This is a genomic window from Actinoplanes sp. NPDC049548, assembly GCF_040676695.1.
Classification (GTDB): Bacteria; Actinomycetota; Actinomycetes; order Mycobacteriales; family Micromonosporaceae; genus Actinoplanes.
The window spans coordinates 105,909-129,656 of sequence record NZ_JBFAPM010000005.1 but is presented as its reverse complement, the minus strand read 5'-3'; the positions used below and the strand labels follow the sequence as shown (position 1 = coordinate 129,656).

Here is a 23,748-nt window from a genome sequence, read left to right as displayed (position 1 = left end):
CGGCTATCGGGCGTTTCGCCCCCGAGGGGTAAACGGCCCGTACGCCGATGCGTAACTACTCCGCCGCGACCGGTTACTTCATCTCCGGCTCCACCCAGCCGTTCTCCACGAGGTACGCCAGCACGAGATCCACTGCCTCGGGCACCGTCATGTCGGTGGTGTCCACGACCAGCTCCGCGTCGGTGGGCGCCTCGTACGGGTCGTCCACACCGGTCATGCCGCGCAGCTGGCCGGCCCGGGCGCGGGCGTACAGGCCCTTGCGGTCGCGCTGCTCGCACACCTCCAGCGGGGTGGCGACGTGCACGAGGATGAACCCGGCGCCGGCCTCGACGGCCATCTGGCGCACGGCGGCGCGGGCGTTCGCGTACGGGGCGATCGGGCAGGCGACGGCCATGCCCCGGTGGCGCGCGACCTCGGCCGCCACCCAGCCGATCCGCCGCACGTTGCGGTCCCGGTCCGCGCGGCTGAAGCCCAGCCCGGCCGAGAGCTCGCGACGCACGACATCGCCGTCGAGGAAGGTGATCGTCCGCTCGCCGCTCTCGCGCAGCGTGTCGGCCAGCCCGCGGGCGATCGTGGACTTGCCCGAGCCGGAGAACCCGGTGAAGAAGACGACGAGGCCGCGGTGCCGGCGCGGCGGACGGACCCGGGCGAGCTCCTTGGCCACGGCCGGCGGCGTGTGCCACTCGGGCAGCGGGAAGCCGCGGTCCAGCAGGTCGTTGATCTCGGCCGCCGGCATCGCGAGACGGCGGTTGCGCGGCGGGATGTCGTCGCGCCAGCGCCACTGACCGTCCCGGTTGTCGTACGCGAGCTCGCGCGGCACCAGCACCCGCAGGCCGCCGCCGGAGAGCATGTCCCCGGTGGACAGCACGTGGGTCACGCCGTACGCGGTGGCCACCTTGGCCCGCAGCAGCGCGTCGCGCATCTCGTCGCCGCGGGTCATCAGCGGGACCGCGACGATCGTCGCCGGGGGCATCCGGTCGCGGGCCGCGAAGACCGCCCGGACCAGGGCCTCCGGTGGCAGGCCGTCGGGGCCGGGCCCGGTGACCGGAATGAAGATCAGCAGGTGGGCTGCGAGGGTGCGCGCGGCGTGGGCGATCTGCGCGAGCTGCGGGCGGTGCAACGGGCGGTCGGCGATGACCCCGAGTACGCGTCCCGGCGGCAGTAGCGCCTTGACCTCCTCGGGTGTCCGCCGGAGACGCTGGAACGGCCCGTGCCCGCCGTCGCCCATCCGGCGTACCGTGCCACCGATCGCGTAGCGGTCCTCGGTGGTGGGCCAGGCGTCGGTGATCTCGATGGCGGCCACCGGCGCGCCCTCGGGGTCGGTGAGTACCACCGTGCGCCGCGACGGGTCGTCCAGGTCGAGGCCGGTGGCCAGCTCGGCCGGGATCTCGCAGGTCACGGCGACCGGCCACGGCGTACCGTCGGCGAGCCTGCCGCGGCGGCGCAGGGACTGCAGGTCGGCGCGCCCGAGAAAGCCGGTCAGCGGCGCGTACGCCCCGGAGAGCAGCAGCTCGAGGTCGGCCAGTTCGTGCGCGCGCGGCGTGTACGACGGCGCGTCACGCAACACGTCCTCGGGCAGCACAGAACCGTCGTTCACCTAAGACTCCCCCTGCAGTGACTTGAGGGACAGTTTCGCAGCCGCATCCCGCCGGGTCGAGCCGGGCTCGCCCCTTCCGGCCGCCCGGGGTGCCGACGCGACCGCGAGCGTCGGGTAGTCGACAAAACGGACTTTAGGTCCGATACTGGGCGATCGTGAGACGTCGACCCCGCCGCAACCTGGTCCTGCACCTCGCCGCCATCACGGCCGTCTTCAGCATCTCGGCCGTCGCCACCCTTTCGTGGGCCTGGACGGGCGGCGTCGACCAGCTCAGCCTCCCGTACGGTCCCGACCCGGTCCTGATGCCCGGCCCCGCCGTGACCAAGGCGCCCGGAGCCCCGCGAGAGACGTCGGCCCCCGCCGAACCCGGCGTGCCGATGCTCCCGGCGTCGCCCGGTGCCTCCGGCTCGGCCCGCCCGTCCGCCACGACGTCGTCGGCCGCTCCCGGCACCCGTGCGGCTCCCCAGGCCCCGGCGCCGGCGGGCTCCTGCCGTACCGGAAAGAAGCTCGTCCCGACCTGCGGCGTCCTCTGGGGTGTCGCACCCGGGGCCTTCACGGACGTCCGCGGCAAGGACGCGCTGGCCGCCTTCGAGGAGAAGACCGAACGCCACCAGGACATCTTCCACGCCTACCACCGCGGCAACGGCCAGCTCTTCCCCACCAAGGACGAGATCGCCATCGCCCGCGAACCCGGCCGCGAACGCCTGCTCTTCCTCAACTGGAAGCCGCGCGGCGCCTCCTGGGCCAAGATCGCCAAGGGTGATCCGGCGACCGACAAGTTCCTCGACAAGCTCGCCGCCCACATCAAGAAGGACTTCCCCGAGCAGTTCTTCTTCACGGTCCACCACGAGGCCGAGGACAACATCAGGGAGAAGTCCGGCTCCGGCTACACGGCCAAGGACTACGCCGCCATGTACCGCCACGTCGTCACCAGACTCCGCACGCACGGCGCCGACAACCTCGTCACGGTGCTGGTACACATGGCCTACGTGCCGCACACCAGCAAGAAATGGTTCGGCGACATGTACCCCGGCGACGACGTCGTCGACTGGATCGGCTTCGACACGTACGCGTACAGCGACCCGGGCTACGGCCACGGCGACTTCGCGGAGCTGCTCAACCGCCAGTCCTCGGCGCGACCCACCTGGCCGGGCTTCTACAACTGGGCGACCGAGGTACACCCGGACAAGCCGCTGATGGTCGCGGAATGGGGGGTGTGGTCGTCGAAGAAGAACCCCGGTCACAAGGCCGAGTTCTACCGGGAGGTCGGCAAGCAGATCCCGCGCTTCCCGGGCATCCGCGCGATGGTGCACTTCGACACGCCGCACAACCAGGAGGGCCGCGAGTCCTCGGTCGACGCGACACCGGAGTCGCTGGCCGCCTATCGCAAGCTGGGCCGGCTGCCCATCTTCCAGGTGCAGGTCGTGCCCGCCCTCTCCTGACGCCTCTGTCTCAGTGGTAAAAGGCGTGCGCGGTTGCCGGAGCCGTGCCGGCACGCCTGTACGCACGCATGATCGCGACAGTCGCCTTGCTGAACAACCGGCGGTCCACACCGGCCGCGGTGCCGGACAGCTCGTCGGCGACCAGGTCGAGCACCAGATCGCCGATCGGCTGACCGGTATGGTCTGCCGGCCGGAACCTCCGGGTCGGAACCTCGAACGTCACGAAACCAGTCTTCCCGTCGGCCTCCCACCGGTAGAGCACGATCTCACCGGTCAGGTCACCTTGAGCCCAGATGCCGATCGAGGCGGTCATCGCCCCCACTCCCAAGAGTCACCGAGCACGTCAGTATGAGCTAGCTCTGCGGTCGAGGTGCCCGGGTTCACGGAACCCGGGCACCTCGACCGTCAGCTGGTCTCGCCGGCCATCGAGAAGGACCGCAGCCGGTCCACCGAGAACAAGGCGCAGCCCACCACGAAGATGGCCGCCATCACCGCCGCGACCGGCAGGGAGACCTTCGACTCCAGCAGGCCCGTCGGCGTGATCTTGTCGGCGATCGTGATGACGTACTGCTCGATCGACAGCACCCGGGTGCCGCTGACGAAGCGTCCCAGCAAACCCTCCCAGACCAGGATGTAGACCAGGCCGAGCAGGACCGGGCGCCGGGTCAGCAGGCTGAGCAGCAGGAACAGTGCCGAGTACGCGAACGCGCCCACCGCAGCGGCCACGGCAAGGGCGCCGCCCAGCTGTACCGATTCGGCGAGCCAGCCCGCTACGAACAGCGGGATCGCTGAGGTGAGGGCGCTCACGCCGACCGCCACGCCGAGCTTCGCGGCGATGATGTCGCGGCGGGGGAGTGGCTTGGTCAGGATGTGCACGATCGTGCCGTCGTCCACTTCGGAACCGAGGACGCCGGTGCCGACGATCAGCGACACGACCGGCAGCAGCACCGCCAGGCCCAGGCCGACGAGGACGGGGGTGCCCCAGTCCGAGGGCCTGACGTCGTACGCCCGGCACAGCGCGGCCAGGCCGACCAGCAGGAGCGGCAGGGGGAGCAGGAGCAGGAGCCGCCGGCGGCCGAAGAGGCCCCGGGCGGTGATCCACGCGACCGTCGACATGTCAGGCCTCCAGCAGGTAGGAGAAGACGCTCTCCAGGGATTCGTCGGACGGGATCAGCTTGCGCAGGCGGATGCCCGACTCGAGGGCGATGCGGGGCAGGGCGCGGGTGAAGCTGCCGTAGTCGCCGGCTCGGACGGTCATGCCGCTGGGTTCGATCTCGACGCCGGTGACCGACTTCTCGGCGATGAGGGCGACGGCCAGGCGGCGGTCGTCCGAGGACTGCACCGCGAAGACGTGCGGGCGGTTGGTCATCAGGCGGCGGATCTTGCGGTAGTCGCCGGAGGCGGCGAGCCGGCCCGCCACGATCACCTGGACCGTGCCGGAGACCTGTTCGACCTCCTCGAGGATGTGCGAGCTGAACAGGATGGTGTGGCCCTTGTCGCCCAGGTCGTGCAGCAGCGCCATCATGTGCATGCGCTGTCTCGGGTCCATGCCGTTGAAGGGCTCGTCGAGCAGCAGCACCTGCGGGTTGTGCACGAGCGCCGCCGCGACCCGGGTGCGCTGGCGCATGCCCTTGGAGTACGTCTCGATGCGGCGGTCGGCGGCCGGGGCCATCTCCACCAGGTTCAGCGCCCACTCGGTGGCCGCCTTCGGGTCGGGCAGCTTCTGCATCTTCGCCGACGCCAGCACGAACTCGCGGGCGGTGAGGAAGCCGTGCACCGCCTCGCGTTCGGCGACCAGGCCGAGCTGTCGGTAGACGTCCGGGTTGCGCCAGGTCGGCGTGCCGTCCAGGGTCACCGTGCCCTTGGACGGGGCGAGGAAGCCCGCCATCATGTGCAGGACGGTGGTCTTGCCCGCGCCGTTCGGGCCGAGCAGGCCGGTGACGCCCGCCTCGAGGGTCATGGTGATGTCGTTGACGGCGACGACGTTGCCGTACCAGCGGGAGACGTTCTGCAGGTCGACGATGGTCACAGCGCGGCCACCCTCCGGTAGCGGGCGAGTAGGAGCAGCAGGCAGGTCGCGACCAGCGTGAGCGCCTCGATGGCGTACACGGGGCCGAAGCTGCCGATGTTGAGGCCGGTGTTGGCGGTCGGGACCAGCCACTGGCCGACGCCGCTGACCAGGGTCATCGGGCTGGCGAGGCCGGCCATCTCCTGCGCGTCGGTGGACGGCAGGATCGACAGCACGCCGACCACCGGGGTGGTCATCAGGAACACCGCGACGATGCCGCCGGCGGCGAACGCGCGCTTGCCGGTCAGCGAGGCGATCAGCAGGCCGATGCCGGTGAACACCAGCGCCCAGAGCAGGCTGTAACCCCAGCCCGGAAGCAGGTCGCCGAGCTCGTTCCAGACGTCCGACATGCCCTTCTTGGTGGTGAAGGCCGCACCCAGGAACATGATCAATTGGGGTACGGCGAGCAGCGCCCAGACCGCCGTCACCATGGCGGCCACCTTCGCGCCGATGTAGTCCGCGGCCCGCAGGGGCCTGCTGAAGTAGAGCGGCAGCACCCCGGCGCGCAGGTCCCGCGAGACCAGCTCGGGCGCGACGATGGCCACGAAGAAGATGATCAGCCAGCTCATCGCGTCGGCGAACTGGATGTAGTTGAGCGGCACCACGCCGGTCTGGGACCGGACGGCCGCGAGGATCACCGCGACCAGGGTGACGATGCCGACCACCAGCCACGGGAAGATCTTGGCCTTGGCCGACCGGCCCAGCCCGTACGCCGCCCGGAGCCCGTGCACGTAGATCGCACCGAACACCGCGCCCCGGCCCAGCCGCGGACCGGTGTAGCGCTGGTAGCCGATGTCATGGATGACGCTGGACTCAGACATCCGCGGACTCCCTGGGTGCGAAGAGCTCGGCCACCCGGTGGCGTCGCTGGTCGAGGCGGTGCAACGGCAGGTCGAGGTCGGCCACCGCACGCAGGATGCGGTCGTACGTGTCCTCGTGGTCCAGCGGTACGAGCAGGAGCCGCCCGTCCACCTGAGGGTGGAGGCCGAGGCCGGTGAGCGCGGCCGCGAGTTCCTCCGTACCCTCGGAGACCTCGACCGCGAGCACGTCGCTGGCCGCGGTCATGGCCGAGATGCGGTCGGCGCGCAGCAGCCGCCCGCCCTCGATCGCGATGAGCGAGTCGCAGATCCGCTCGACCTCGCCGAGCAGGTGCGAGCAGACCACGACCGAGATGCCGAACTCGTTCCCGATGCGGTGCACCAGAGCCAGCATGGCGTCGCGGCCCGCCGGGTCGAGGCCGTTGGTCGGCTCGTCGAGCAGCAGCAGGTCGGGGTCGTGCACCAGCGCCTGGGCCAGCTTGACCCGCTGCTTCATGCCGGTGGAGTAGCCGCCGATCTGCCGGTAGCGCTCCTCGTAGAGCCCCACGTGCCGCAGCGCCTCGGAGGCCCGCTCCCGGGCGGCGGTGCGCGGCAGGCCGCTGATCCGGCCCAGGTGGGTGACGAACTCGGCCGCGGAGACGTCCGGCGGCAGCGCGTCGTGCTCGGGCATGTAGCCGACCTTGGCCCGCACCCGGTCGGGGTCGACCGCCGGGTCGACGCCGAAGACCCGGACCTGCCCGCCGGAGGGCGGGATCAGGCCCAGCATGATCTTGATGAAGGTCGACTTGCCGGCGCCGTTGGCGCCGACCAGGCCGATGATCCCGGGCTCGACGGAGACGCTCAGGTCGTGCAGGGCGGTCACCCGCCCGCCGTACGTCTTGGTCAACCCTTGGGTTTCGATGAGGCTCACGCTGTCAGCCTAGGAACAGCGGTCACCTGTACGGATCAGGTAATGACCCGGACTCACCCCTGAGTCGTGTCTCTATCCCAGGTGGGAGAAGGTGACCTCGGGGAACCGCGGCGAGGGCCCGTCCAGCAGCGGCCGGGGCAGGTGGCGCAGGTGCCGGTCGAGGAAGGCCGCGGCGTACGCGCTGGTGATCTGCGTGCTGCGGGCACCGGACAGCATGCCCGGCTCGACACCACCCACCTGGTCGGCGAGCTCCGGATAGTCGATGAACGAGAAGTGCCCGGTGCCGGCGACGGTGACCCATCGCTTCCAGCCGGTGAGCTGCGGCCAGCCCTCGTCCCACCAGTGGTCGCCGCCGGGCAGGTGATCGCTCTCCGTTCCGAGCAGCAGGAACGGGCGGTCCAGCCCGGCGGGCGGCACGAACAGCGAGCCGTCGAGGTCGAAACCCGCGGCGATCCGCCGGTCGGCCTGCATGGCGGCGACCGCGGCGGCACCACCGATCGAGTGACCGCCCATGGCGATGCGTCGTGGGTCGATCAGCGACCGCCAGGCGGAGCCGCGGTCCAGCAGGCGGTCGAGCACGAACGAGACGTCGGCGGCCCGTCCCCGGGCCACCCCGGCGTAGTCGTCGGTGTCGCAGACGAGGCAGGTCGCGACCCGGCCGTCGGGGAAGGTGACCGCGAACGACTCGTACGCGTGGTCGATCCCGGCGACGACGTAACCGCGGCTGGCCAGGTCCTCCGCCAGGCCGGTCAGGCTCGACCGCGGCAGCGAGAACCCGGGGGAGAGCACCACCAGCGGATGCCGTCCGGGTCCCGGCCGGGCGTCCGGCCCGGCATTCGTCCGTACGGTGCTGAGCGCGTCACCCGGGAACTCGGTGCGGTGCAGCCCCTGGAGGATCAACTCCGACTCGCGCGGCGTGACGTACGGCGCGGTCGCGGTGACCTTCGAGGCCGCCGGATACCAGAGCGACACCATCAGCTCGCGCCGCCGGGAGGGCACCCAGGGGTCGGCGCGGGAGTCGTCGCGCAGGTAGGTGGTCGTGACGCCGACGGGTAGCGGGCCGGTCGGCGGGCTGAGGCTCAACGTGGGCGGGGCGGGCGCGGCGGGCGCGGCGCTGCTGAAAGCCATCAGAGCCGCGAGAAGGAGTCGCATTCGGACAGTCTTGCGAGAAGCGCTGGCCGGAACATCCGGCACATCCCCTGAGCTTGCCGCCTGCGTCGCTGCCTACGCGATGCACGGTCAGTCGATCAGCCAGCCGCTGATCGAGTGGATCACCGGGGTGGAAGCAGCTACTGCGGTGAGCAACATGGCGATGGTGCTGCCGATCAGGGCGACGGACAGTGCGCGACGGCCACTGGTGTAACCGAACAGGAAGGAAACGGCAGAGGCGATCAGTGCCACGGGCAGGACCATCCACGCCGAGGACAGTGTCGTGGTCACCGGGCTTGCCCAAGCCCAGCCGGCCATGATGTCGGCGTTGCCGGTGAAGGCATCATTGGCCGCGGGCACGTACCAATGGCCGGCGAGTTGGGCGGCACGTGCCAGCGCGAGGTACACGCACACGGCGAACCACGCCGCGTAGCCATATTGCGCCACGACGAGAAGCCACACGTCACTTCGGCTGCGGACCGGAACCGCGCTGCGCGCTGCCGCCAAGGTCATCGGAGCACCGTAGCAGCCGTTCGTGAGCGCAGCGTCCGCTCTTTGGCCGAATCCCGTGCGCTCGTGGGTCCCCTCCGATCCGACTGGCGGCAACTTGCCGCTGCCCTGGAGAGCCCTGAGTCCCGCGAAGCACATCCCGCCGAGCGGGGGCCGGGCACCAGAGGGTGCCCGGCCCGTTCGCGGCGCGGTGCTCAGCCGGTGTTGCGCATGCCGGCGGCGATGCCGTTGACGGTCGTCAGCAGCGCCCGCTCCAGCGCCGTGGAGTCCGACGGCGCGCGGCGTGAGCCCGGAGCGGTGGCCGGCTGCCGGTCGCCGTCGCCGAGGTCGCGGTACTGCCTCAGCAGGGCCACCTGCAGGTGGTGCAGCGGCTCCAGGTAGGTGTCGCGGACGCTGAGCGTGCGGGACAGCTCCGGCTGCGCCGAGAGCAGGCGCTCGTTGCCGGTGATCGCGAGGACCTCCTGGACCGTCTTCTCGTACTCCTGCTCGATCGTGCTGAAGATCGGCTGCAGCCTGGCCGGCACCAGCGTCTCCACGTAGCGGCGGGCGATGGTCAGGTCAGTCTTGGTCAGCATCATCTCCACGTTCGAGATGAACGTGCGGAAGAACTGCCAGTCGGCGAACATCTCGCGCAGCACGTCCGCGTCGCCGTTCTCGCGGACGGCGGCCAGGCCGGTGCCGACGCCGAACCAGCCGGGCACGATCTGGCGGGTCTGGGTCCAGCCGAAGACCCACGGGATGGCCCGCAGGCCGCTCAGGCCGGCGTCCGCGTTGGGCCGCTTGGCCGGGCGGGAGCCGATGTTGAGCGCGCCGAGCAGCTCCGTCGGCGTCGCCGCCCAGAAGTACGCCGGCAGGTCCGGGTTCTCCACCAGCCCGCGGTAGCGGCGGAAGGCCGCGGCGGAGGCCGTGTCCATGGCCGCGTCCCAGCGGGCCAGCGACTTGAGGTCGACCGAGGGCTCCTTGTGCAGCAGGGTGGCCTGCAGCACCGCGGCGACGGTCAGCTCCAGGTTCTCCCGGGCCAGCGCCGGCAGCGTGTACTTGTCGGAGATGACCTCACCCTGCTCGGTCACCTTGATGGCGCCGTCGAGGGTGCCGTACGGCTGGGCCAGGATCGCCTCGTGGGTGGGGCCGCCACCCCGCCCGACCGTGCCGCCGCGGCCGTGGAAGAGGCGCAGCCGGACGCCGTGCCGGGCGGCCACGTCGCGCAGCGCGCGCTGGGCCTTGTGGATCGACCACTGGCTGGTGGTGATGCCGCCTTCCTTGTTGCTGTCCGAGTAGCCGAGCATGACCTCCTGGAGGTCGCCGCGGGCCCGGACGATCTCCCGGTAGGCGGGCAGGGAGAGCATCTCGTCGAGCAGCTCACCGCCGGCGTCCAGCTCGGCCGGGGTCTCCAGCAGCGGCACGATGCCGATCCGCGCGCGGCCGTTGTGCGTGTCGATCAGGCCCGCCTCGCGCGCCAGCACGGCGGCGGCGAGCACGTCGTCGACGCCGAGGGTCATCGAGATGATGTACGACTCGATGACGTCCGAGCCGAAGCGGTCCTGGGAGTCGCGGATGGCGTTGAAGACGTCGAAGGTCTTGCGGGCGGAATCGGTGAGCGGGGTGTCCGCCGACGACAGCGGCCGGCGTCCGCCCAGCTCGGTGGCCAGCAGCTTGGTCCGCTCCTCGCGGCTCAGCGCCGCGTAGTCGCCGACCTCGCCGACCTGCGTGTACATCTGGGCCAGCACCTCGTGGTGCTTCTCGGCGTGCTCGCGCACGTCGAGCGTGGCCAGCTGCAGGCCGAACGCCGAGACCGTCCGGATGGCCGAGGCGACCGTGCCGACGGCGGTGAGCTGGCCGGAGTTGCGTGCGAGCGAGGCCCGGATCAGCTCGAGGTCGGCGATCAGCTCGTCGCTGCCCAGGTAGTCGCGGCCCGGCACGTGGGCGGTGCCCTGGCGCAGTCGCAGTCGCGTGTTGGCCAGCTTGGCCTTCACACAGCGCACCTTGAGCCTGTACGGCTCCTCGGCGTTGGTCCGCCGGAACCGGGGCGCCACCTCGGGCAGCGCGTCCAGGTCCGCCGCGAGGCTGGCCGACAGGTCGAGGGAGACGCCACGCAGCCGCCGGGAGACCGACAGCTCGTCGATGAGCGCGTCCATCGCGGCCTCGGTGGCCTGGATGCCGTGCTCGTGCTGGATGATCAGCACGTCCTTGGTGACGGCCGGGGTGACGAACGGGTTGCCGTCGCGGTCGCCGCCGATCCACGAGCCGAAGGTCAGCGGGCGGGCGGTCGGCGCGGTCTCGACGCCGAGCTGGCGCAGCGTCTCGGCGAGGTCGTCGAGCACCTGCGGGGCGGCCTCGGCGTACAGGTCCTTGAGGTAGTAGACGGCGTTGCGGGCCTCGTCGGTCGGGTCCGGCCGGTCCAGGCGCAGCTCGTCGGTCTGCCAGAGCAGGTCGATCAGCTCGGCGAAGCGGCGGGTCGAGGCGGTGGTGTCCGAGGCGCCGTAGAGGACCGCGGCGCTGGCCTCGGCGTCCAGCGAGTCGGCGAGCTGGCGCAGCTTCGACAGGATCGAGCGGCGCGCGGCCTCGGTCGGGTGGGCGGTGAACACCGGGCGTACGGCCAGCCTGCGCGCGGCCGCGGCGATCTCGTCGGCCGGCACCCCGCGCTCGGCGATGCGCTTGGCGGCCTGGTCGAGCCAGCCGCCGTCGCGGGCGCGGCGGCGCTGCAGGTCCCGCGACCGGTGCACCTGCTCGGTGATGTTCGCGAGGTGGAAGTACGTGGAGAAGGCGCGGGCCAGCTTGGTGCCGGTCGTGACGTCCATGGCCGCGAGCCGCTCGGCGGCCGCCGGGGCGTCCGCGCGGACCAGGGCGCGGACCTCCTCGACCAGGTCGAGCAGGGGCTTGCCCTCCTGCCGGGCGAGGGTCTGGCCGAGCAGCGTGCCGATGCGGCGGATGTCGGCGCGCAGGGCGGCGTCGGGGCCGTCGGGGTCGAGCTGGCCGTGCTGGTCTGTCACCGGGGCGCTCCTTTGCAAGACACGTGCGGAGGACAGCGCTGTCCCGACTCCCCGCGATCGTATCGGTGCCGTGCTGCGGCGGGGTGCTTTGAGGTAAGTCTCATATCTCCTTACGTCTGCTTCACACCTTTCCGGCTTACCTGTGCCCCACGAAACCTCTGGGGGAGGAAATGCATGACTAGCAGGACTCGGCTGCTCACGGCCGGTGCCGTCACGGCAGCGGTCGCGCTCGCGGGCGCGGGTGTCGGAGTGGCCTCGGCGGCCAGCGACCCGCCGGCGCTGACGTTCACCCTCGCGACGCCGAACGTCACCGCGGAGCGCTACGTCTGGGACGGGGAGGCGAACCTCTACCTCGACCTGGGCGTCAACGTGATCGCCGGCAAGAACCCGTTCGAGATCCGCGCGACCCGCAAGTCGTACGCGGACCCGATCGTGGCCAAGCAGTATGTCGTCAAGAACGGCAGGCGGACGGCGGTGAGCCTGCCGGCCGGAATGGTCACCGACTGGAACGGGCTCAAGAACTTCACGACGGTCACCATCAAGAACGCCTCCGGTGCCCAGGTGGCGAAGTACGACACGGACTTCTGCCCGAACTCGTACGCCTCAGCGCGCACCCGGCGGGACGCTCCGGCCGAGACTCCGTACCCCCAGGGCTGCAGCGGGTACAACCCGTTCAACCTGGGCGCGGTGTGGGGTATCCAGGCCGGCTGGAACGGCCAGGTCGCCAGCATGCCGCAGGCCAGGAGCCTCGACCTCGCCGACGGGAAGTACAAGGCGACCGTCACGTTGAACAAGAAGTACCGCGACTTCTTCAAGATCAAGGCGGCCGACTCCACGCTCACCGTCAACGTCACCGTCAAGACGGTCGAGGAGAACGAGCGCGGCGCCGCGCTGGCCCAGGCCCGGATCAAGGCCGCCCGGGCCGGCGAGGACACCTCCGAGAAGGCAGCCCTCGCCGAGCACGGCGAGCACGCCGGCCAGGGCGACCCGAAGCTGCAGATCTCGGCGTACAAGCCGGGCTTCCGGCCGCCGGCCAAGGCGCCCAGGGCGGTCCAGAGGGCGAGCATCCCGCGCGGCCCGCGGCCCGACCTCCGTTCGCTGCCCGCGTGGGGTATCTCGCTGGCGCAGGAGAACGGCAAGACGTTCGTGAACTTCGGCGCCACGGTGTGGAACGGCGGAACGTCGCCGCTGCTGGTCGACGGGTTCCGCCGCACCGGCACCGAGCTGATGGACGCCTACCAGTACTTCTTCGACGCCAAGGGCAAGCAGGTCGGGTCGGTCGCAGCCGGCACGATGGAGTGGGATGCCCGCGAGGGGCACCGGCACTGGCACTTCACCGACTTCGCGCAGTACAACCTGCTGCGTTCGGACAAGAAGCTGGCCGTCCGCAGCGGCAAGGAGGCCTTCTGCCTGGCCAACACCGACGCGGTCGACTACACCATCCCGAACGCGAAGTGGCGGCCGGACAACACCGACCTCTCCAGCGCCTGCGGACAGAACACGGCCGTGGCGGTGCGTGAGGTGCTCGACATCGGCAACGGTGACACGTACACGCAGGACCGGCCGGGCCAGTCCTTCGACGTCACCGACCTGCCCAACGGCACGTACTACATCGAGGTCAAGGCGAACCCCGCCAAGAAGCTCACCGAGCTCAGCACGTCGAACAACACCGCGCTGCGTGAGATCCGGCTGGGCGGCACGCCGACCAACCGCACCCTCAAGGTGCCGTCGGTGCACGGGCTGGACTAAGAGCCCTACCGGGCGAGTCCGAGGGCGTACTCGGGCCACCATTGGCCCGCGGCGGGAGCACCGCTTCCGCAGGCGCCGTCGGACTCGCCCGGTCGTTTCACCCACAGGTACGCGTCCACGAGCGGCTCCCCGGTCCGCGTCGTCGGCGGGTCGCCGAGCGCACGCCCCGTGGGGTTGCACCAGTGCCGGTCCCCGGCGCCCTTCTGCGCCGGCCCGTTGCCGTTGCGGCTGGTGTCCACGACGAAGTGGGCGCCGCCGAGCAACCCCGACAGCCGGGTCCCGTACGCGATGTTGTCGGCCGTCGTCTCGAAGTTGGCCACGTTGAGCGCGAACCCCGAGGCGCGGCCGATGCCGGACTGGCGCAGCGCGGAGAGCATCTCGGCGGGCTCGGTGATCCAGCCCGGGTTGCCCGCGTCGAGGTAGACGAGGACGCCGGGGGTCGCCCGCAGCGCCCCGACCGCCTCGGCGAGCAGGCCGTACCGTTCCCGCGTGTCCTCGGCGTCGAGGCAGCCCCGGACCGCCTGGGGGATCGCGTCCGGTTCCAGCACGATGAGCGCGCGGTGCCCGTGCAGGGACGCCGCTATGTCGCGTACCCATCGCCGGTAGGTCTCCGCGTCGGCGGCCCCGCCCGCCGACTGGCCGGAGCAGTCCCGGCCGGGGATGTTGTAGAGCGTCAGGACCGGCAGCTTGCCGGCCGCCGAAGCCGCCGTCACCAGCTGCCGGACCCGGTCGGCGTATCCGGGGCTGTCGTCGGCGAACCACGTCGCCACCGGACGGTCGGCGATGCGGCGCAGCACGGTGGCCTCGGCGTGCCTCCCGGCCGCCTCCCATTCGCGGACCTGCTCCGCGGCCGCACCGTTCGGGTCGACGTAGAGGCCGGGGAGGGGCGGCGGCGCGGACGCGGAGGCCCGCACCGCCGCGGGACCGGCGACGACCGGCCAGTCCTCGCCGCGCATCGAGAGCACCACGATGGCGGCGAGGACGACGACGAGGGACAGGCCGGCGGCGACCAGCGGCCACCGGCCGCTCGCGTGGACGGCGTGCCGGGGCATCAGCGCACCTGGATCCAGCGGGCCGTCGAGGGCACACCCTTGTCGTCGACGAGGAACAGCATGTACCAGCCCGACGGCACCAGACCCCGCTTCTTCGGTACGGACAGCGCCAGGCCGCCGGTCGCCGGGGTGATGTCGAGCGCCACCGAGCGCTGGTCGAGGTCGGTGACGTGGGTGACGGCGCTGGGCCGCATCAGCCGGGCGGCGCGGATCCGCCCGGCGTCGCGGGTGGCGACGGCGAACGTCGTGCCGCGCTGCACGGCCTTCGGTCCGGCGCCGATCACCGGACGCCGGCCCCGGAACAGGTAGGGCGGGGAGTAGACCTCGATCCGCTGCTCGAACGTGCCCGGGTTGCGCCCGCTCGGGTCGTACAGCGGGTCGGAGCCCATCGTGATGACCCGGCCGTCGGGCAGCAGCAGGGCCTCCGAGTGGTAGTTGCGCCCGACCGTGGAGTCCGCCGCGGTCTCGAACCGGCCGGCGGCGGGTCGGTAGATCTGCGCGTTGAACAGGTCGCTGCGGGTCTTGTCGCCGTACCGGCCGCCGCGGTATCCGGACGAGCCGCCGGTGGTGAGGACGGAGTCGTCGGGCAGCAGCACGGTGCTCAGGTAGCGGGCCGGCTGCGGCAGGTCCGGGCCGGGCGTGTAGGCCGGCGACGGCTCGTCGAGGTCGGCGATAGCGGTGCGGGCGGTGGAGACCGCGGACTCGCCGACCTCGCCACCGCCGAAGATCATCACGCGCTGGTCCTGGGCCGGGGGCAGCAGCACCGAGGAGCTGGTCTCGGTCATCCGCGGGTCGCGCAGGCCGGGCACCTCGCGGAAGCTGTTGTTCCTGAGGTTCCAGAGCCCGGGGGTACGGCCCTCGGTGTCGGAGCCGTAGCCCGCGTTCGACCCGGAGAAGAAGAGCTTGCCGTCCGCCATCAGGTGCAGCGCCGGGTACGTCGGGAAGACCCGCTTGAGCTCCGGCGCGTCCACCCAGCGCTTCTGGTCCTTGACGTAGCGCTCGTTGCGCCCGGGCAGCATCCGGCCGAACTCGTCGAGGCCGGAGACGGCCAGCACGTCACCGCCGGGCAGCTCGGCCAGCGTCGGGTACCAGCGGTGCTGCACCATGTCGCCGGTGCGCACGTAGCGCTCGGCCCGCGGGTCGAACTCGTACGACGTCTTGTCGCCGCCGTACTCCTGCTTCTCGCGGGTGATCTTGTCGGCGAGGCCGTAGACGTTCTGCTTGTCCTTGCCGGTGAGACCGGCAACCGTGTACTGCGCCGGATTGTCCACGATGGGCCCGTCGCCGGCCTCGACCGCGTCCACCCAGACCTCCGCCTCGCCGGCGTGGGTCATCACCTCGTCGCCGTGCTTCATCGTCATCGCGGCCGGCACGGTCAGGTCGGTGCGGGTGCGGTACTGGGTGCCGTTCTTCGCCACCAGCGTCGTGCCCTTGGGGAAGGTACGCGGGCCGCCGGCCGGGTCCTCGTTCTTGATCTTCATGACCCCGGCCGCGTGGGTGATGTCCTTCTCCAGCACCTCGTAGGACTTCGTCCCGCCGGCGATCAGCAGGTTGCCGTTGGGCAGGAACGTGTGCCCGGCGCAGAACACGTCGGTCGGCGTGGGGACCTCGTTGAACGCATCCTTCGCGGGGTCGTACAGGACGGTCCGGAACGTGCCGGCCTCGAAGTTGTCGCGGTTGTTGCCACTGCCCGCGACGATCAGGACCTTGCCGGTGCTCAGCATCGCCGCGTGGATCGCGTTGACCCGGAAACCCGGCGGTACGGGCAGCCGCGACCAGTGGCCGTACTTCTCCTTGTACGACTGCCGGTTGATGGTGAAGTCGTGGTAGGCGTCGGCGCCGAAGGCGACCATCGGCCGGTTCACGAACACCAGCACGCTGAGGACCAGCAGGGCGATCCCGGCGCTCAGCAGGCGCCGGGGCGTCGACGGGCGGGGACGGGGCTTCATGCGTACGACTCCACGGGTTCTTCGGTGGTGCTCTTGTCGGGTTGCGGTGCCTTGGCTGCCTTGCGGCGCTTGAGCTCCTGCCCCGCCCAGATGGCCGGCGGGCTGAGGCAGAGGATCAGGTTGAGCCCGGGCCACAGCCACATCGCGCCGTCGACGTGGCCGCCGATGGGGGCCGCGATGAGCAGCGAGACGTAGAACGCGGCCCAGCGCAGGCTCTGCTGGAAGGTGAGGAGCCGGTCCGGGCTGGCCGAGTCGCCCTTGGGCGTCACCACGAAACCGGTGGTGCGGCGCAGCACGGCACCGATGAACGAGGACACGTAGACGGGCGTGGACAACGTCGAGATCACCATGCCGGCGAGCCCGGACGACCCGGCCTCCTCGTGCGGGCTGGTGTTGTGCCGGCGGTTCCACAGGTAGAGGCCGACCTGGAACAGCGCGGCGTCGACGTAGAGCATGAGCCACACCTCCTGCGGCACCTGGACGCCCTTGGCGCCGAGCACGAGATAGCAGACGGCGTTCAGGGCACCGAGCAACCAGGCCAGCGCGGTCAGCGGGTAGTACGACATCAGCAGCGCGTAGTGCAGCCCTCGCCGGAAGCCCAGCCGCCAGGCGAACCGCGCGAACGAGGTGACCACCACCTCGTCCGTCCCGCGCGACCACCGGTGCTGCTGCGAGAAGTAGTCCGTCCAGGACGACGGGCCTTCGCCGACCGCGAGCACGTCCGGCGTGTAGACGGAACGCCACCGCTCGCCCGTCTCCGGATTACGCCCACTGTGGACGACCAGGCTGGTGGCCATGTCCTCGGTGATCGAGTCCTGCAGGCCGCCGATCGCGCGCAGCGCCGCGATGCGCACGGCGTTGTTGGTGCCGACGAGCATCGAGATGCCGAGCCGGTTTCCGGCCCGCTGCAACAGCGAGTGGAAGAGGTACTGCTGCGACTCGGCCCAGCGGGTCACGACGTTGTCGTAGTTGCCGTAGATCTGCGGGCCCACCACGAAGGCCACGTCCGGGTCGCGGAAGTAGCCGAGCAGCCGCTCGCAGAAGTTCGGCATCGGCACGTGGTCGGGGTCCACGGACACGAAGACGTCGTAGTCGTCGCCGTGCGCGTCGACCCACGAGTTGTAGTTGCCGTGCTTGGTCTTCGCCTTGTACGCGCCCGCCTCGGTGTTGTACCGCGCGACGCCCTTACGGCTGAAGTGCTTGACCCCGATCCTGGCGCACATCGCCTTGACCGCGTCGTCGTCGCCCTCGTCGAGCAGCCACACGTCGTACGGCCCGCTGTGGCGGATCCTGCGCGCCGCCCGCAGCGTGCGTTCCACCATCTCGACGGGTTCCTTGCCGGGCACGATCGTGGTGAGGAACGCGACGCGCAGGCCGGCGTCGGGCACCATCGGCACGGGATCACGCGCCCACAGCGTGGCCAGGCACAGGGTGAAGACGTTGACGAGGCGGAACAGCTCGATCAGCCCGGTCGCCGCGATCATGAACACGGTCGCGGCGTAGAGCCACAGGGACATGCCGGGGTCGGGAACCTCCATCGAGGACAGCAGCCAGCCGAAGAAGGTCGACTCGAAGGCGAAGGCGAACAGCGTGATCAGCACGGTGAGCACCGGGCGGCGCCGGGCCAGCGGTCGCATCCGCACCTGCTGCGGGCCGTCCCCGGGCATCTCGGCCGGGCCGGCCAGCACGCTGTAGCCGCTGTACTCGTAGCGGCCCGGCAGCAGCTCGGTCGGGGCGTTGAGCGCCCGCACCAGCGACGGGTCGACCGGCGTGCGTGGCGCGGGGATCTCGGGGGAAGGTGGGGCAGGGTCGCTCATCGCGTCCTCTCGGATCGAACCCGGGCAACAGGAAACGAGCACGGCGGAACACCGCCGTGCTTCATGAATCGAGGACTGTCAGGCAGACAGCGGTACGGCCGAACGCACCCGCATCGGGGCCTCGGCGGCCGGAGCGGCGTTGCGCACCCGGCCGAGCTGGCGCGGGCGGGCGGCGTCCTTCGCCGAGGCGAGCAGGAGCCGGGCCGGGGTCGCCGTGGCCCGCGCCTTGGTGACGAAGGCGCGGCGGGCGGCCGCGAAACCGGAACGGTCGCCGAACATGTCGCTGCTCATCTCGGCGAGCTCGCGCGCCTCGAAGACGTCCAGCGGCACCCGGTCACCGGCGAGCCGCCGCGCCTTGGCCGCCTGCATCTTGCGGGCGGTGCGCGCGTCGGCGTGCTCGTGTGCCAGCGCGGTCAGCCACTCGCCGTACGCCTCGGGATGGCGGGGCCCGATCTCGTCGACCAGCCCCAGTGACCGGGCCTGCTCGGCGCTCACCGGCAGCTTGTCGTCGATGAGGCGCTGGGCGGCCTCCGCGCCGACGCGCCGCGGCAGGGTGTACGTGTGCAGCTCGGAGCCGTACAGACCCATGTCGTAGTACGGGTTGAGCACCACGCCGTCGCGGGCGGCCACGATGTCCGCGCCGAGGCCGAGCATGGCGCCGCCGGCTCCGGCGTTGCCCGCGTACGCCGCCACGACGACCTGCCGGGTGCAGCGGATGAGCTCGGTGCAGACCTCGTTGATGGCCCGGATGTTGGCCCACGCCGCGACGGCGGGGTCGGCGGCGGCCTCGATGACGTTGAGGTGGATGCCGTTGCTGAAGGCGTCGGTGCCGCCGCGCAGCACGAGCACCCGGGTGTCCTGCCCGGCGGCGTGCCGGAACGCGGCGAGCAGGCGCCGGCAGTGGCCCGTGGACATGGCCCCGTTGTAGAAGTCGAAGGCCAGCCAGCCGACCGGCCCGGTGCGCCGGTACCGGATCTGCCGGTACGACGGCGCCTCCGGTTCCACCCCGGCGGGCAGGGGCGACTGCGGTACGCCGCGCAGCCGCTTGCCGAGCAGCGTGGTGGCCGGCAGCTTGAACCGGCCGGGCTCCGACGCGTCGCGCAGGTGGCCCAGCCAGACGCTGCCGTCGCCGGTGGCGACCAGCACCGCGCCCTGCCGGCGGGCGGCGATCGTGCCGGGCCGGACACCGCGGGTCAGCCCCGGGTGCACGTCGTACGCGAACACCTCCAGGCCGGCCAGCTGTGTGCGTACGCCCGGAGCGCCGTCCGCGGCCCGGATCCGCCGGATGACGTGCTCGGTCGGCGCGGTCCAGTCGAAGGCCCGGTCGGCCTGCTTCATGGCCGGCCGGGGCCGGGCGCCCTGCACCTCGACCGTCAGCTCGGTGGAGGCGGTGGGGCGGAACGCCGGATCCGCGGCCTTGGCCACCACCTCCAGCGCGCACTCGAGCGCGGCGTCGGCCACCGGGCCGTTGTACAGGGAGGACTTGCGGGGCGCGGCGGGCATGGGGAACGTCCGGGTCGCCCAGATCGGGCCGGCGTCCAGCTCCTCGACGGCCTGCAGGGCGGTGACGCCCCAGGCGGGCGCACCCTCGGCGATGGCCCAGTCGAGCGAGGACGGACCGCGGTCGCCCACCGGGCCGGGGTGCAGGATCACGGTGGGGACGTGCTGCCAGACCTCTGCGGGGACCCGGTCCTTGAGGAACGGGCACAGGATGAGCTCGGGCCGGGCGGCGCGGACTCCCTCGATGATGTCCTGCGAGCCGGTGGCGAGCAGCACGCCGACGTCGTGGCCGGCCTCCCGCAACGCGCACCACACCCGCTGACTCAGCCCGTTGAACGCGGACACGAGAAGAAGAACCCGCACATTGCCTCCCCAGACAACACTTCCCCCGAACAAACGGGCAGTGTTGACTACCTGTTTGCCGCTATGTCGGACATGTTGTCCGATAGTGGTCCGTCACACCGGGCACGCCGGACGGCGGACTAAGCTTGGGGGCATACCCCCCGTCCAACTGGCGTCGGGGTTTTTCGATGTGCCTTCGAGAGAGTCTTTTTCATGCAACTCAGTGGCCTCGTCCCGGCCGCCCTGCGTGACCGCGGGCTGGCGCGGGCCCGCGACCTGGCCCGCAAGGGTGGGGTCGACTCCGACGCGCTCGACCTGACCGCGCCCGCCTCGCTGCGCCCCTTCGTGGTCGCCGCGGTGGCGGGACCGGCCGAGATCGGCGGCGCCGGCCGTCCCGTGCTCGCCGTCACGGCGACCAGCCGGGAAGCCGACGACCTCGCCGACGCCCTCGGCTGCCTGATCTCCGCCGAGAACGTCGCCGTCTACCCGTCGTGGGAGACGCTGCCGCACGAGCGGCTCTCCCCGCGCTCCGACACGGTCGGGCGCCGGCTCGCCGTCCTGCGCCGGCTCGCCCACCCCGCGGAGGACGGCGGCAGCCCGCTGCAGGTCGTCGTCGCGCCCGTCCGGTCGCTGCTGCAGCCCCAGCTCAAGGGCCTGGGCGACCTCGAGCCCGTCGAGCTGCGGCCCGGCGGGGAGGCCGAGCTCGAGCAGGTCGCGCGGCGGCTGTCCGACATGGCGTACGCCCGGGTCGACCTGGTCACCAAGCGTGGCGAGTTCGCGGTGCGCGGCGGCATCCTCGACGTCTTCCCGCCCACCGACGAGCACCCGTCCCGGGTCGAGTTCTGGGGCGACGAGGTCGAGGAGATCCGCACCTTCGCCGTCGCCGACCAGCGCACCATCGACCCGGCCGAGCGCCTCTGGGCGCCGCCGTGCCGCGAGCTGCTGCTCACCCCGCAGGTGCGCGCCCGCGCGGCCGAGCTCGCCGAGCAGCACCCGGAGCCGGCCGAGATCCTCGACAAGCTGGCCGAGGGCATCCCCGTGGAGGGCATGGAGTCGCTCGCCCCGGCGCTGCTGCAGGGCACCGACAGCATGGAGCTGCTCGTCGACTGCATGCCGGCCGGCACCCACGTGCTGCTCTGCGACCCCGAGCGGATCCGCACCCGGGCGCACGACCTCACCCGTACCTCCGACGAGTTCCTCGAGGCCAGCTGGGCCGCGGCGGCCGTGGGCGGGCAGGCGCCGATCGACGTCGGCGCCGCCGCGTTCCGCACCCTCGCCGACGTGCGCGCGCACGCCGCCACCCTGCACCAGCCATGGTGGACCATCTCGCCGTTCGGCCTGGCCGAGGCCGACGAGAAGCCCGCCGCCGACATGCCCTGGCTGGAGACGCCGGAGGTCGAGGTCAGCCCCGACACCGGCGACGCGGTCGCGCTCAAGGCCCAGCCCGTGCCGCTCTACCACGGCGACACCGCGCGCCTCGCCGCCGACCTGCAGCGCTGGGCAGCCGACCGGTGGGCCATCGCGCTCGTCTTCGAGGGCCACGGCACCGCCCAGCGCGCCACCGAGCTGCTGCGCGACGCCGGCCTCGGCGCCACCCCGGCCGACTCGATCGCCACCGCGGTCGAGCCCGGTCAGCTCCTGATCACCTGCGGCGGCCTCAACCACGGCTTCATCGACGACAGTTCCAAGCTCGCCGTCATCACCGGCAACGACATCAGCGGCGGCCGCGGCGCGTCCACCAAGGACATGCGCAAGATGCCCAGCCGGCGGCGCAACACCATCGACCCGCTCGAGCTCAAGCCCGGCGACTTCGTGGTGCACGAGCAGCACGGCATCGGCCGCTACGTCGAGCTCGTGCAGCGCACGGTCAACGGCGCCGACCGCGAGTACCTGGTCATCGAGTACGCCCCCAGCAAGCGCGGCCAGCCCGGCGACCGGCTCTTCGTCCCCACCGACCAGCTCGACCAGCTCTCCCGCTACGTCGGCGGTGAGTCGCCGTCGCTGCACAAGATGGGCGGCGCCGACTGGCAGAAGAGCAAGGCCCGCGCCCGCAAGGCCGTCCGCGAGATCGCGGCCCAGCTCATCCAGCTGTACGCCGCCCGCCAGGCGTCGAAGGGCCACGCGTTCGGCCCGGACACGCCGTGGCAGCGCGAGCTCGAGGACGCGTTCCCGTACACGGAGACCCCGGACCAGCTGGCGGCGATCAGCGAGGTCAAGCACGACATGGAGCTGGCCGTACCGATGGACCGCCTCATCTGCGGCGACGTCGGCTACGGCAAGACCGAGATCGCCGTCCGCGCGGCCTTCAAGGCCGTGCAGGACGGCAAGCAGGTCGCCATCCTGGTGCCCACCACCCTGCTGGTCCAGCAGCACTACAACACGTTCGCCGAGCGGATGAGCCAGTTCCCGGTGAACATCAAGCAGCTGTCCCGGTTCCAGACGCCCAAGGAGGCGGCGCTGGCGCTGGAGCAGGCCGCCGACGGGACCGCCGACATCGTCATCGGCACCCACCGGCTGCTGGCCAACTCGACCCGTTTCAAGAACCTCGGCCTGATCATCGTGGACGAGGAACAGCGCTTCGGCGTCGAGCACAAGGAACAGCTCAAGGCCCTGCGCGCGTCGGTGGACGTGCTCACCATGTCGGCCACGCCCATCCCGCGCACCCTGGAGATGGCGATCACCGGGATCCGGGAGATGTCGACGATCGCGACCCCGCCGGAGGAACGGCACCCGGTGCTCACGTTCGTCGGCGCGCAGGACGACAAGCAGGTCGCCGCCGCGATCCACCGGGAGCTGCTGCGCGACGGCCAGGTCTTCTACCTGCACAACCGGGTCGAGTCGATCGACCGGGCCGCCCGCAAGCTGCGCGAGCTGGTGCCCGAGGCGCGGGTCGCGGTGGCGCACGGGCAGATGAGCGAGGAGCAGCTCGAGAAGGTGATGGTCGGCTTCTGGGAGAAGGAGTTCGACGTCCTCGTCTGCACCACCATCGTCGAGTCCGGCATCGACATCGCGAACGCCAACACCCTCATCGTCGAGCGGGCCGACCTGCTCGGCCTGTCCCAGCTGCACCAGATCCGCGGGCGGGTGGGCCGGGGGCGGGAGCGCGCGTACGCGTACTTCCTCTATCCGCGCGAGAAGCCGCTGACCGAGCAGGCCCACGAGCGGCTCGCCACCATCGCCCAGCACACCGAGCTCGGCGCCGGCATGTACGTGGCGATGAAGGACCTCGAGATCCGCGGCGCCGGCAACCTGCTCGGCGGCGAGCAGTCCGGCCACATCGAGGGCGTCGGCTTCGACCTGTACGTCCGCATGGTCGGCGAGGCGGTGCAGGCGTTCAAGGGCGAGCGGCCCGAGGAGGAGACGGAGGTCAAGGTCGACCTGCCGATCGACGCGCACCTGCCCACCGACTACATCGCCGTGGAGCGGCTGCGCCTGGAGATGTACCGCAAGCTGGCCGAGGCCCGCGAAGACGCCCGCCTCGACGAGGTGGTCGCCGAGATGACCGACCGGTACGGCACGCCGCCGGAGCCGGTCGCCAACCTCATCGCGGTCGCCCGGTTCCGGCTGGTGGCCCGCGCGTACGGCCTCACGGACGTCTCGGTGCAGGGCAAGCACCTGCGCTTCTCGCCGCTGCCGCTGCCCGACTCGAAGCAGATGCGGCTCAAGCGCTACCACCCCGACTCGGTCTACAAGCAGGCGAACGACCAGGTCAGCGTGCCGCGGCCGAGCACCCGCCGGATCGGCGGGGAGCCGCTGCGCGACCAGGCGCTGCTGCAGTGGTGCACGCAGCTGCTCAAGGATGTGTTGGGTGACATTCCGGCCCCCGTGTCAGGAGTCACAACCGGAGCGTGAGAG

The 23,748-nt window shown here is 71.5% G+C and carries 16 protein-coding genes; 3 read left to right on the top strand and 13 right to left on the bottom strand.

What is annotated here, in order from left to right:
* Positions 1-73: 73 nt before the first annotated feature.
* Positions 74-1,597 carry an adenylyl-sulfate kinase gene (cysC, locus tag AB0J80_RS12455; RefSeq protein ID WP_364703995.1) on the bottom strand — a complete coding sequence of 508 codons (1,524 nt, stop codon included), beginning with the start codon at positions 1,595-1,597 and terminating at the stop codon, positions 74-76.
* Positions 1,598-1,752: 155 nt separating this feature from the next.
* Between cysC and AB0J80_RS12450 the strand changes: the two genes are divergently transcribed.
* Positions 1,753-3,039: a glycosyl hydrolase gene (locus AB0J80_RS12450; protein ID WP_364703992.1), complete on the top strand. Its 1,287-nt coding sequence runs from the start codon at positions 1,753-1,755 to the stop codon at positions 3,037-3,039.
* A 10-nt stretch (positions 3,040-3,049) separates the two neighbouring features.
* On the opposite strand, the gene AB0J80_RS12445 is transcribed toward AB0J80_RS12450, so the two are convergent.
* From AB0J80_RS12445 to ppc, 8 genes are all read right to left on the bottom strand, one after another.
* A complete protein-coding gene (locus tag AB0J80_RS12445) occupies positions 3,050-3,352 on the bottom strand; it encodes a hypothetical protein (RefSeq protein WP_364703990.1) in 303 nt (100 codons plus the stop codon).
* Between the two features lie 92 nt (positions 3,353-3,444).
* On the bottom strand, positions 3,445-4,155 hold the full coding sequence (locus AB0J80_RS12440) for an ABC transporter permease (RefSeq protein WP_364703987.1): 711 nt from the start codon (positions 4,153-4,155) through the stop codon (positions 3,445-3,447).
* Between the two features lies 1 nt (position 4,156).
* Entirely contained in the window at positions 4,157-5,068 is a 912-nt protein-coding gene (locus AB0J80_RS12435) for an ABC transporter ATP-binding protein (protein ID WP_364703985.1), read from the bottom strand.
* A complete protein-coding gene (locus AB0J80_RS12430) occupies positions 5,065-5,928 on the bottom strand; it encodes an ABC transporter permease (RefSeq protein WP_364703983.1) in 864 nt (287 codons plus the stop codon). The genes AB0J80_RS12435 and AB0J80_RS12430 overlap by 4 nt, the downstream gene beginning before the upstream one ends.
* Positions 5,921-6,835 (bottom strand): ABC transporter ATP-binding protein, encoded by a 915-nt coding sequence (locus AB0J80_RS12425; protein ID WP_364703980.1) that lies wholly within the window; start codon positions 6,833-6,835, stop codon positions 5,921-5,923. Before AB0J80_RS12425 ends, AB0J80_RS12430 begins: the two co-directional genes overlap by 8 nt.
* Before the next feature lie 72 nt (positions 6,836-6,907).
* Positions 6,908-7,987, bottom strand: a complete 1,080-nt coding sequence (locus tag AB0J80_RS12420; RefSeq protein ID WP_364703978.1) for a lipase — start codon at positions 7,985-7,987, stop codon at positions 6,908-6,910.
* 87 nt (positions 7,988-8,074) lie between these two features.
* Positions 8,075-8,497: a hypothetical protein gene (locus AB0J80_RS12415; RefSeq protein ID WP_364703975.1), complete on the bottom strand. Its 423-nt coding sequence runs from the start codon at positions 8,495-8,497 to the stop codon at positions 8,075-8,077.
* Positions 8,498-8,688: 191 nt separating this feature from the next.
* Positions 8,689-11,484, bottom strand: coding sequence for a phosphoenolpyruvate carboxylase (gene ppc, locus AB0J80_RS12410; RefSeq protein WP_364703972.1), 2,796 nt, complete (start codon positions 11,482-11,484; stop codon positions 8,689-8,691).
* Positions 11,485-11,658: 174 nt separating this feature from the next.
* On the opposite strand from ppc, the gene AB0J80_RS12405 reads away from it, so the two are divergent.
* The gene (locus AB0J80_RS12405; RefSeq protein ID WP_364703971.1) at positions 11,659-13,233 is read left to right on the top strand and encodes a lysyl oxidase family protein; all 1,575 of its coding nucleotides are present in this window, start codon (positions 11,659-11,661) and stop codon (positions 13,231-13,233) included.
* 5 nt (positions 13,234-13,238) lie between these two features.
* Here the strand turns inward: AB0J80_RS12405 and AB0J80_RS12400 are convergent, their stop codons facing one another.
* The 4 genes from AB0J80_RS12400 to AB0J80_RS12385 all read right to left on the bottom strand — a co-directional run bounded on the left by AB0J80_RS12400 (position 13,239) and on the right by AB0J80_RS12385 (position 19,914).
* On the bottom strand, positions 13,239-14,285 hold the full coding sequence (locus AB0J80_RS12400) for a glycoside hydrolase family 6 protein (protein ID WP_364703969.1): 1,047 nt from the start codon (positions 14,283-14,285) through the stop codon (positions 13,239-13,241).
* Complete coding sequence (locus AB0J80_RS12395) at positions 14,285-16,234, bottom strand: galactose oxidase early set domain-containing protein (RefSeq protein ID WP_364703967.1); 1,950 nt, start codon at positions 16,232-16,234, stop codon at positions 14,285-14,287. Before AB0J80_RS12395 ends, AB0J80_RS12400 begins: the two co-directional genes overlap by 1 nt.
* A complete protein-coding gene (locus AB0J80_RS12390; protein ID WP_364703965.1) occupies positions 16,231-18,051 on the bottom strand; it encodes a glycosyltransferase in 1,821 nt (606 codons plus the stop codon). Before AB0J80_RS12390 ends, AB0J80_RS12395 begins: the two co-directional genes overlap by 4 nt.
* Before the next feature lie 78 nt (positions 18,052-18,129).
* The gene (locus AB0J80_RS12385) at positions 18,130-19,914 is read right to left on the bottom strand and encodes a hydrogenase maturation protein (protein WP_364703962.1); all 1,785 of its coding nucleotides are present in this window, start codon (positions 19,912-19,914) and stop codon (positions 18,130-18,132) included.
* A gap of 192 nt (positions 19,915-20,106) precedes the next feature.
* Between AB0J80_RS12385 and mfd the strand changes: the two genes are divergently transcribed.
* Positions 20,107-23,745, top strand: a complete 3,639-nt coding sequence (mfd, locus tag AB0J80_RS12380) for a transcription-repair coupling factor (RefSeq protein ID WP_364703959.1) — start codon at positions 20,107-20,109, stop codon at positions 23,743-23,745.
* Positions 23,746-23,748: the final 3 nt, after the last annotated feature.

Bases quoted from the DNA above. Each gene is read 5' to 3' on its own strand.
- AB0J80_RS12445 (WP_364703990.1), bottom strand. From the start codon at position 3,352: ATGACCGCCTCGATCGGCATCTGGGCTCAAGGTGACCTGACCGGTGAG.
- AB0J80_RS12440 (WP_364703987.1), bottom strand. From the start codon at position 4,155: ATGTCGACGGTCGCGTGGATCACCGCCCGGGGCCTCTTCGGCCGCCGG.
- AB0J80_RS12430 (WP_364703983.1), bottom strand. From the start codon at position 5,928: ATGTCTGAGTCCAGCGTCATCCATGACATCGGCTACCAGCGCTACACC.
- AB0J80_RS12420 (WP_364703978.1), bottom strand. From the start codon at position 7,987: ATGCGACTCCTTCTCGCGGCTCTGATGGCTTTCAGCAGCGCCGCGCCC.
- AB0J80_RS12415 (WP_364703975.1), bottom strand. From the start codon at position 8,497: ATGACCTTGGCGGCAGCGCGCAGCGCGGTTCCGGTCCGCAGCCGAAGT.
- AB0J80_RS12405 (WP_364703971.1), top strand. From the start codon at position 11,659: ATGACTAGCAGGACTCGGCTGCTCACGGCCGGTGCCGTCACGGCAGCG.
- AB0J80_RS12400 (WP_364703969.1), bottom strand. From the start codon at position 14,285: ATGCCCCGGCACGCCGTCCACGCGAGCGGCCGGTGGCCGCTGGTCGCC.
- AB0J80_RS12395 (WP_364703967.1), bottom strand. From the start codon at position 16,234: ATGAAGCCCCGTCCCCGCCCGTCGACGCCCCGGCGCCTGCTGAGCGCC.
- AB0J80_RS12390 (WP_364703965.1), bottom strand. From the start codon at position 18,051: ATGAGCGACCCTGCCCCACCTTCCCCCGAGATCCCCGCGCCACGCACG.
- mfd (WP_364703959.1), top strand. From the start codon at position 20,107: ATGCAACTCAGTGGCCTCGTCCCGGCCGCCCTGCGTGACCGCGGGCTG.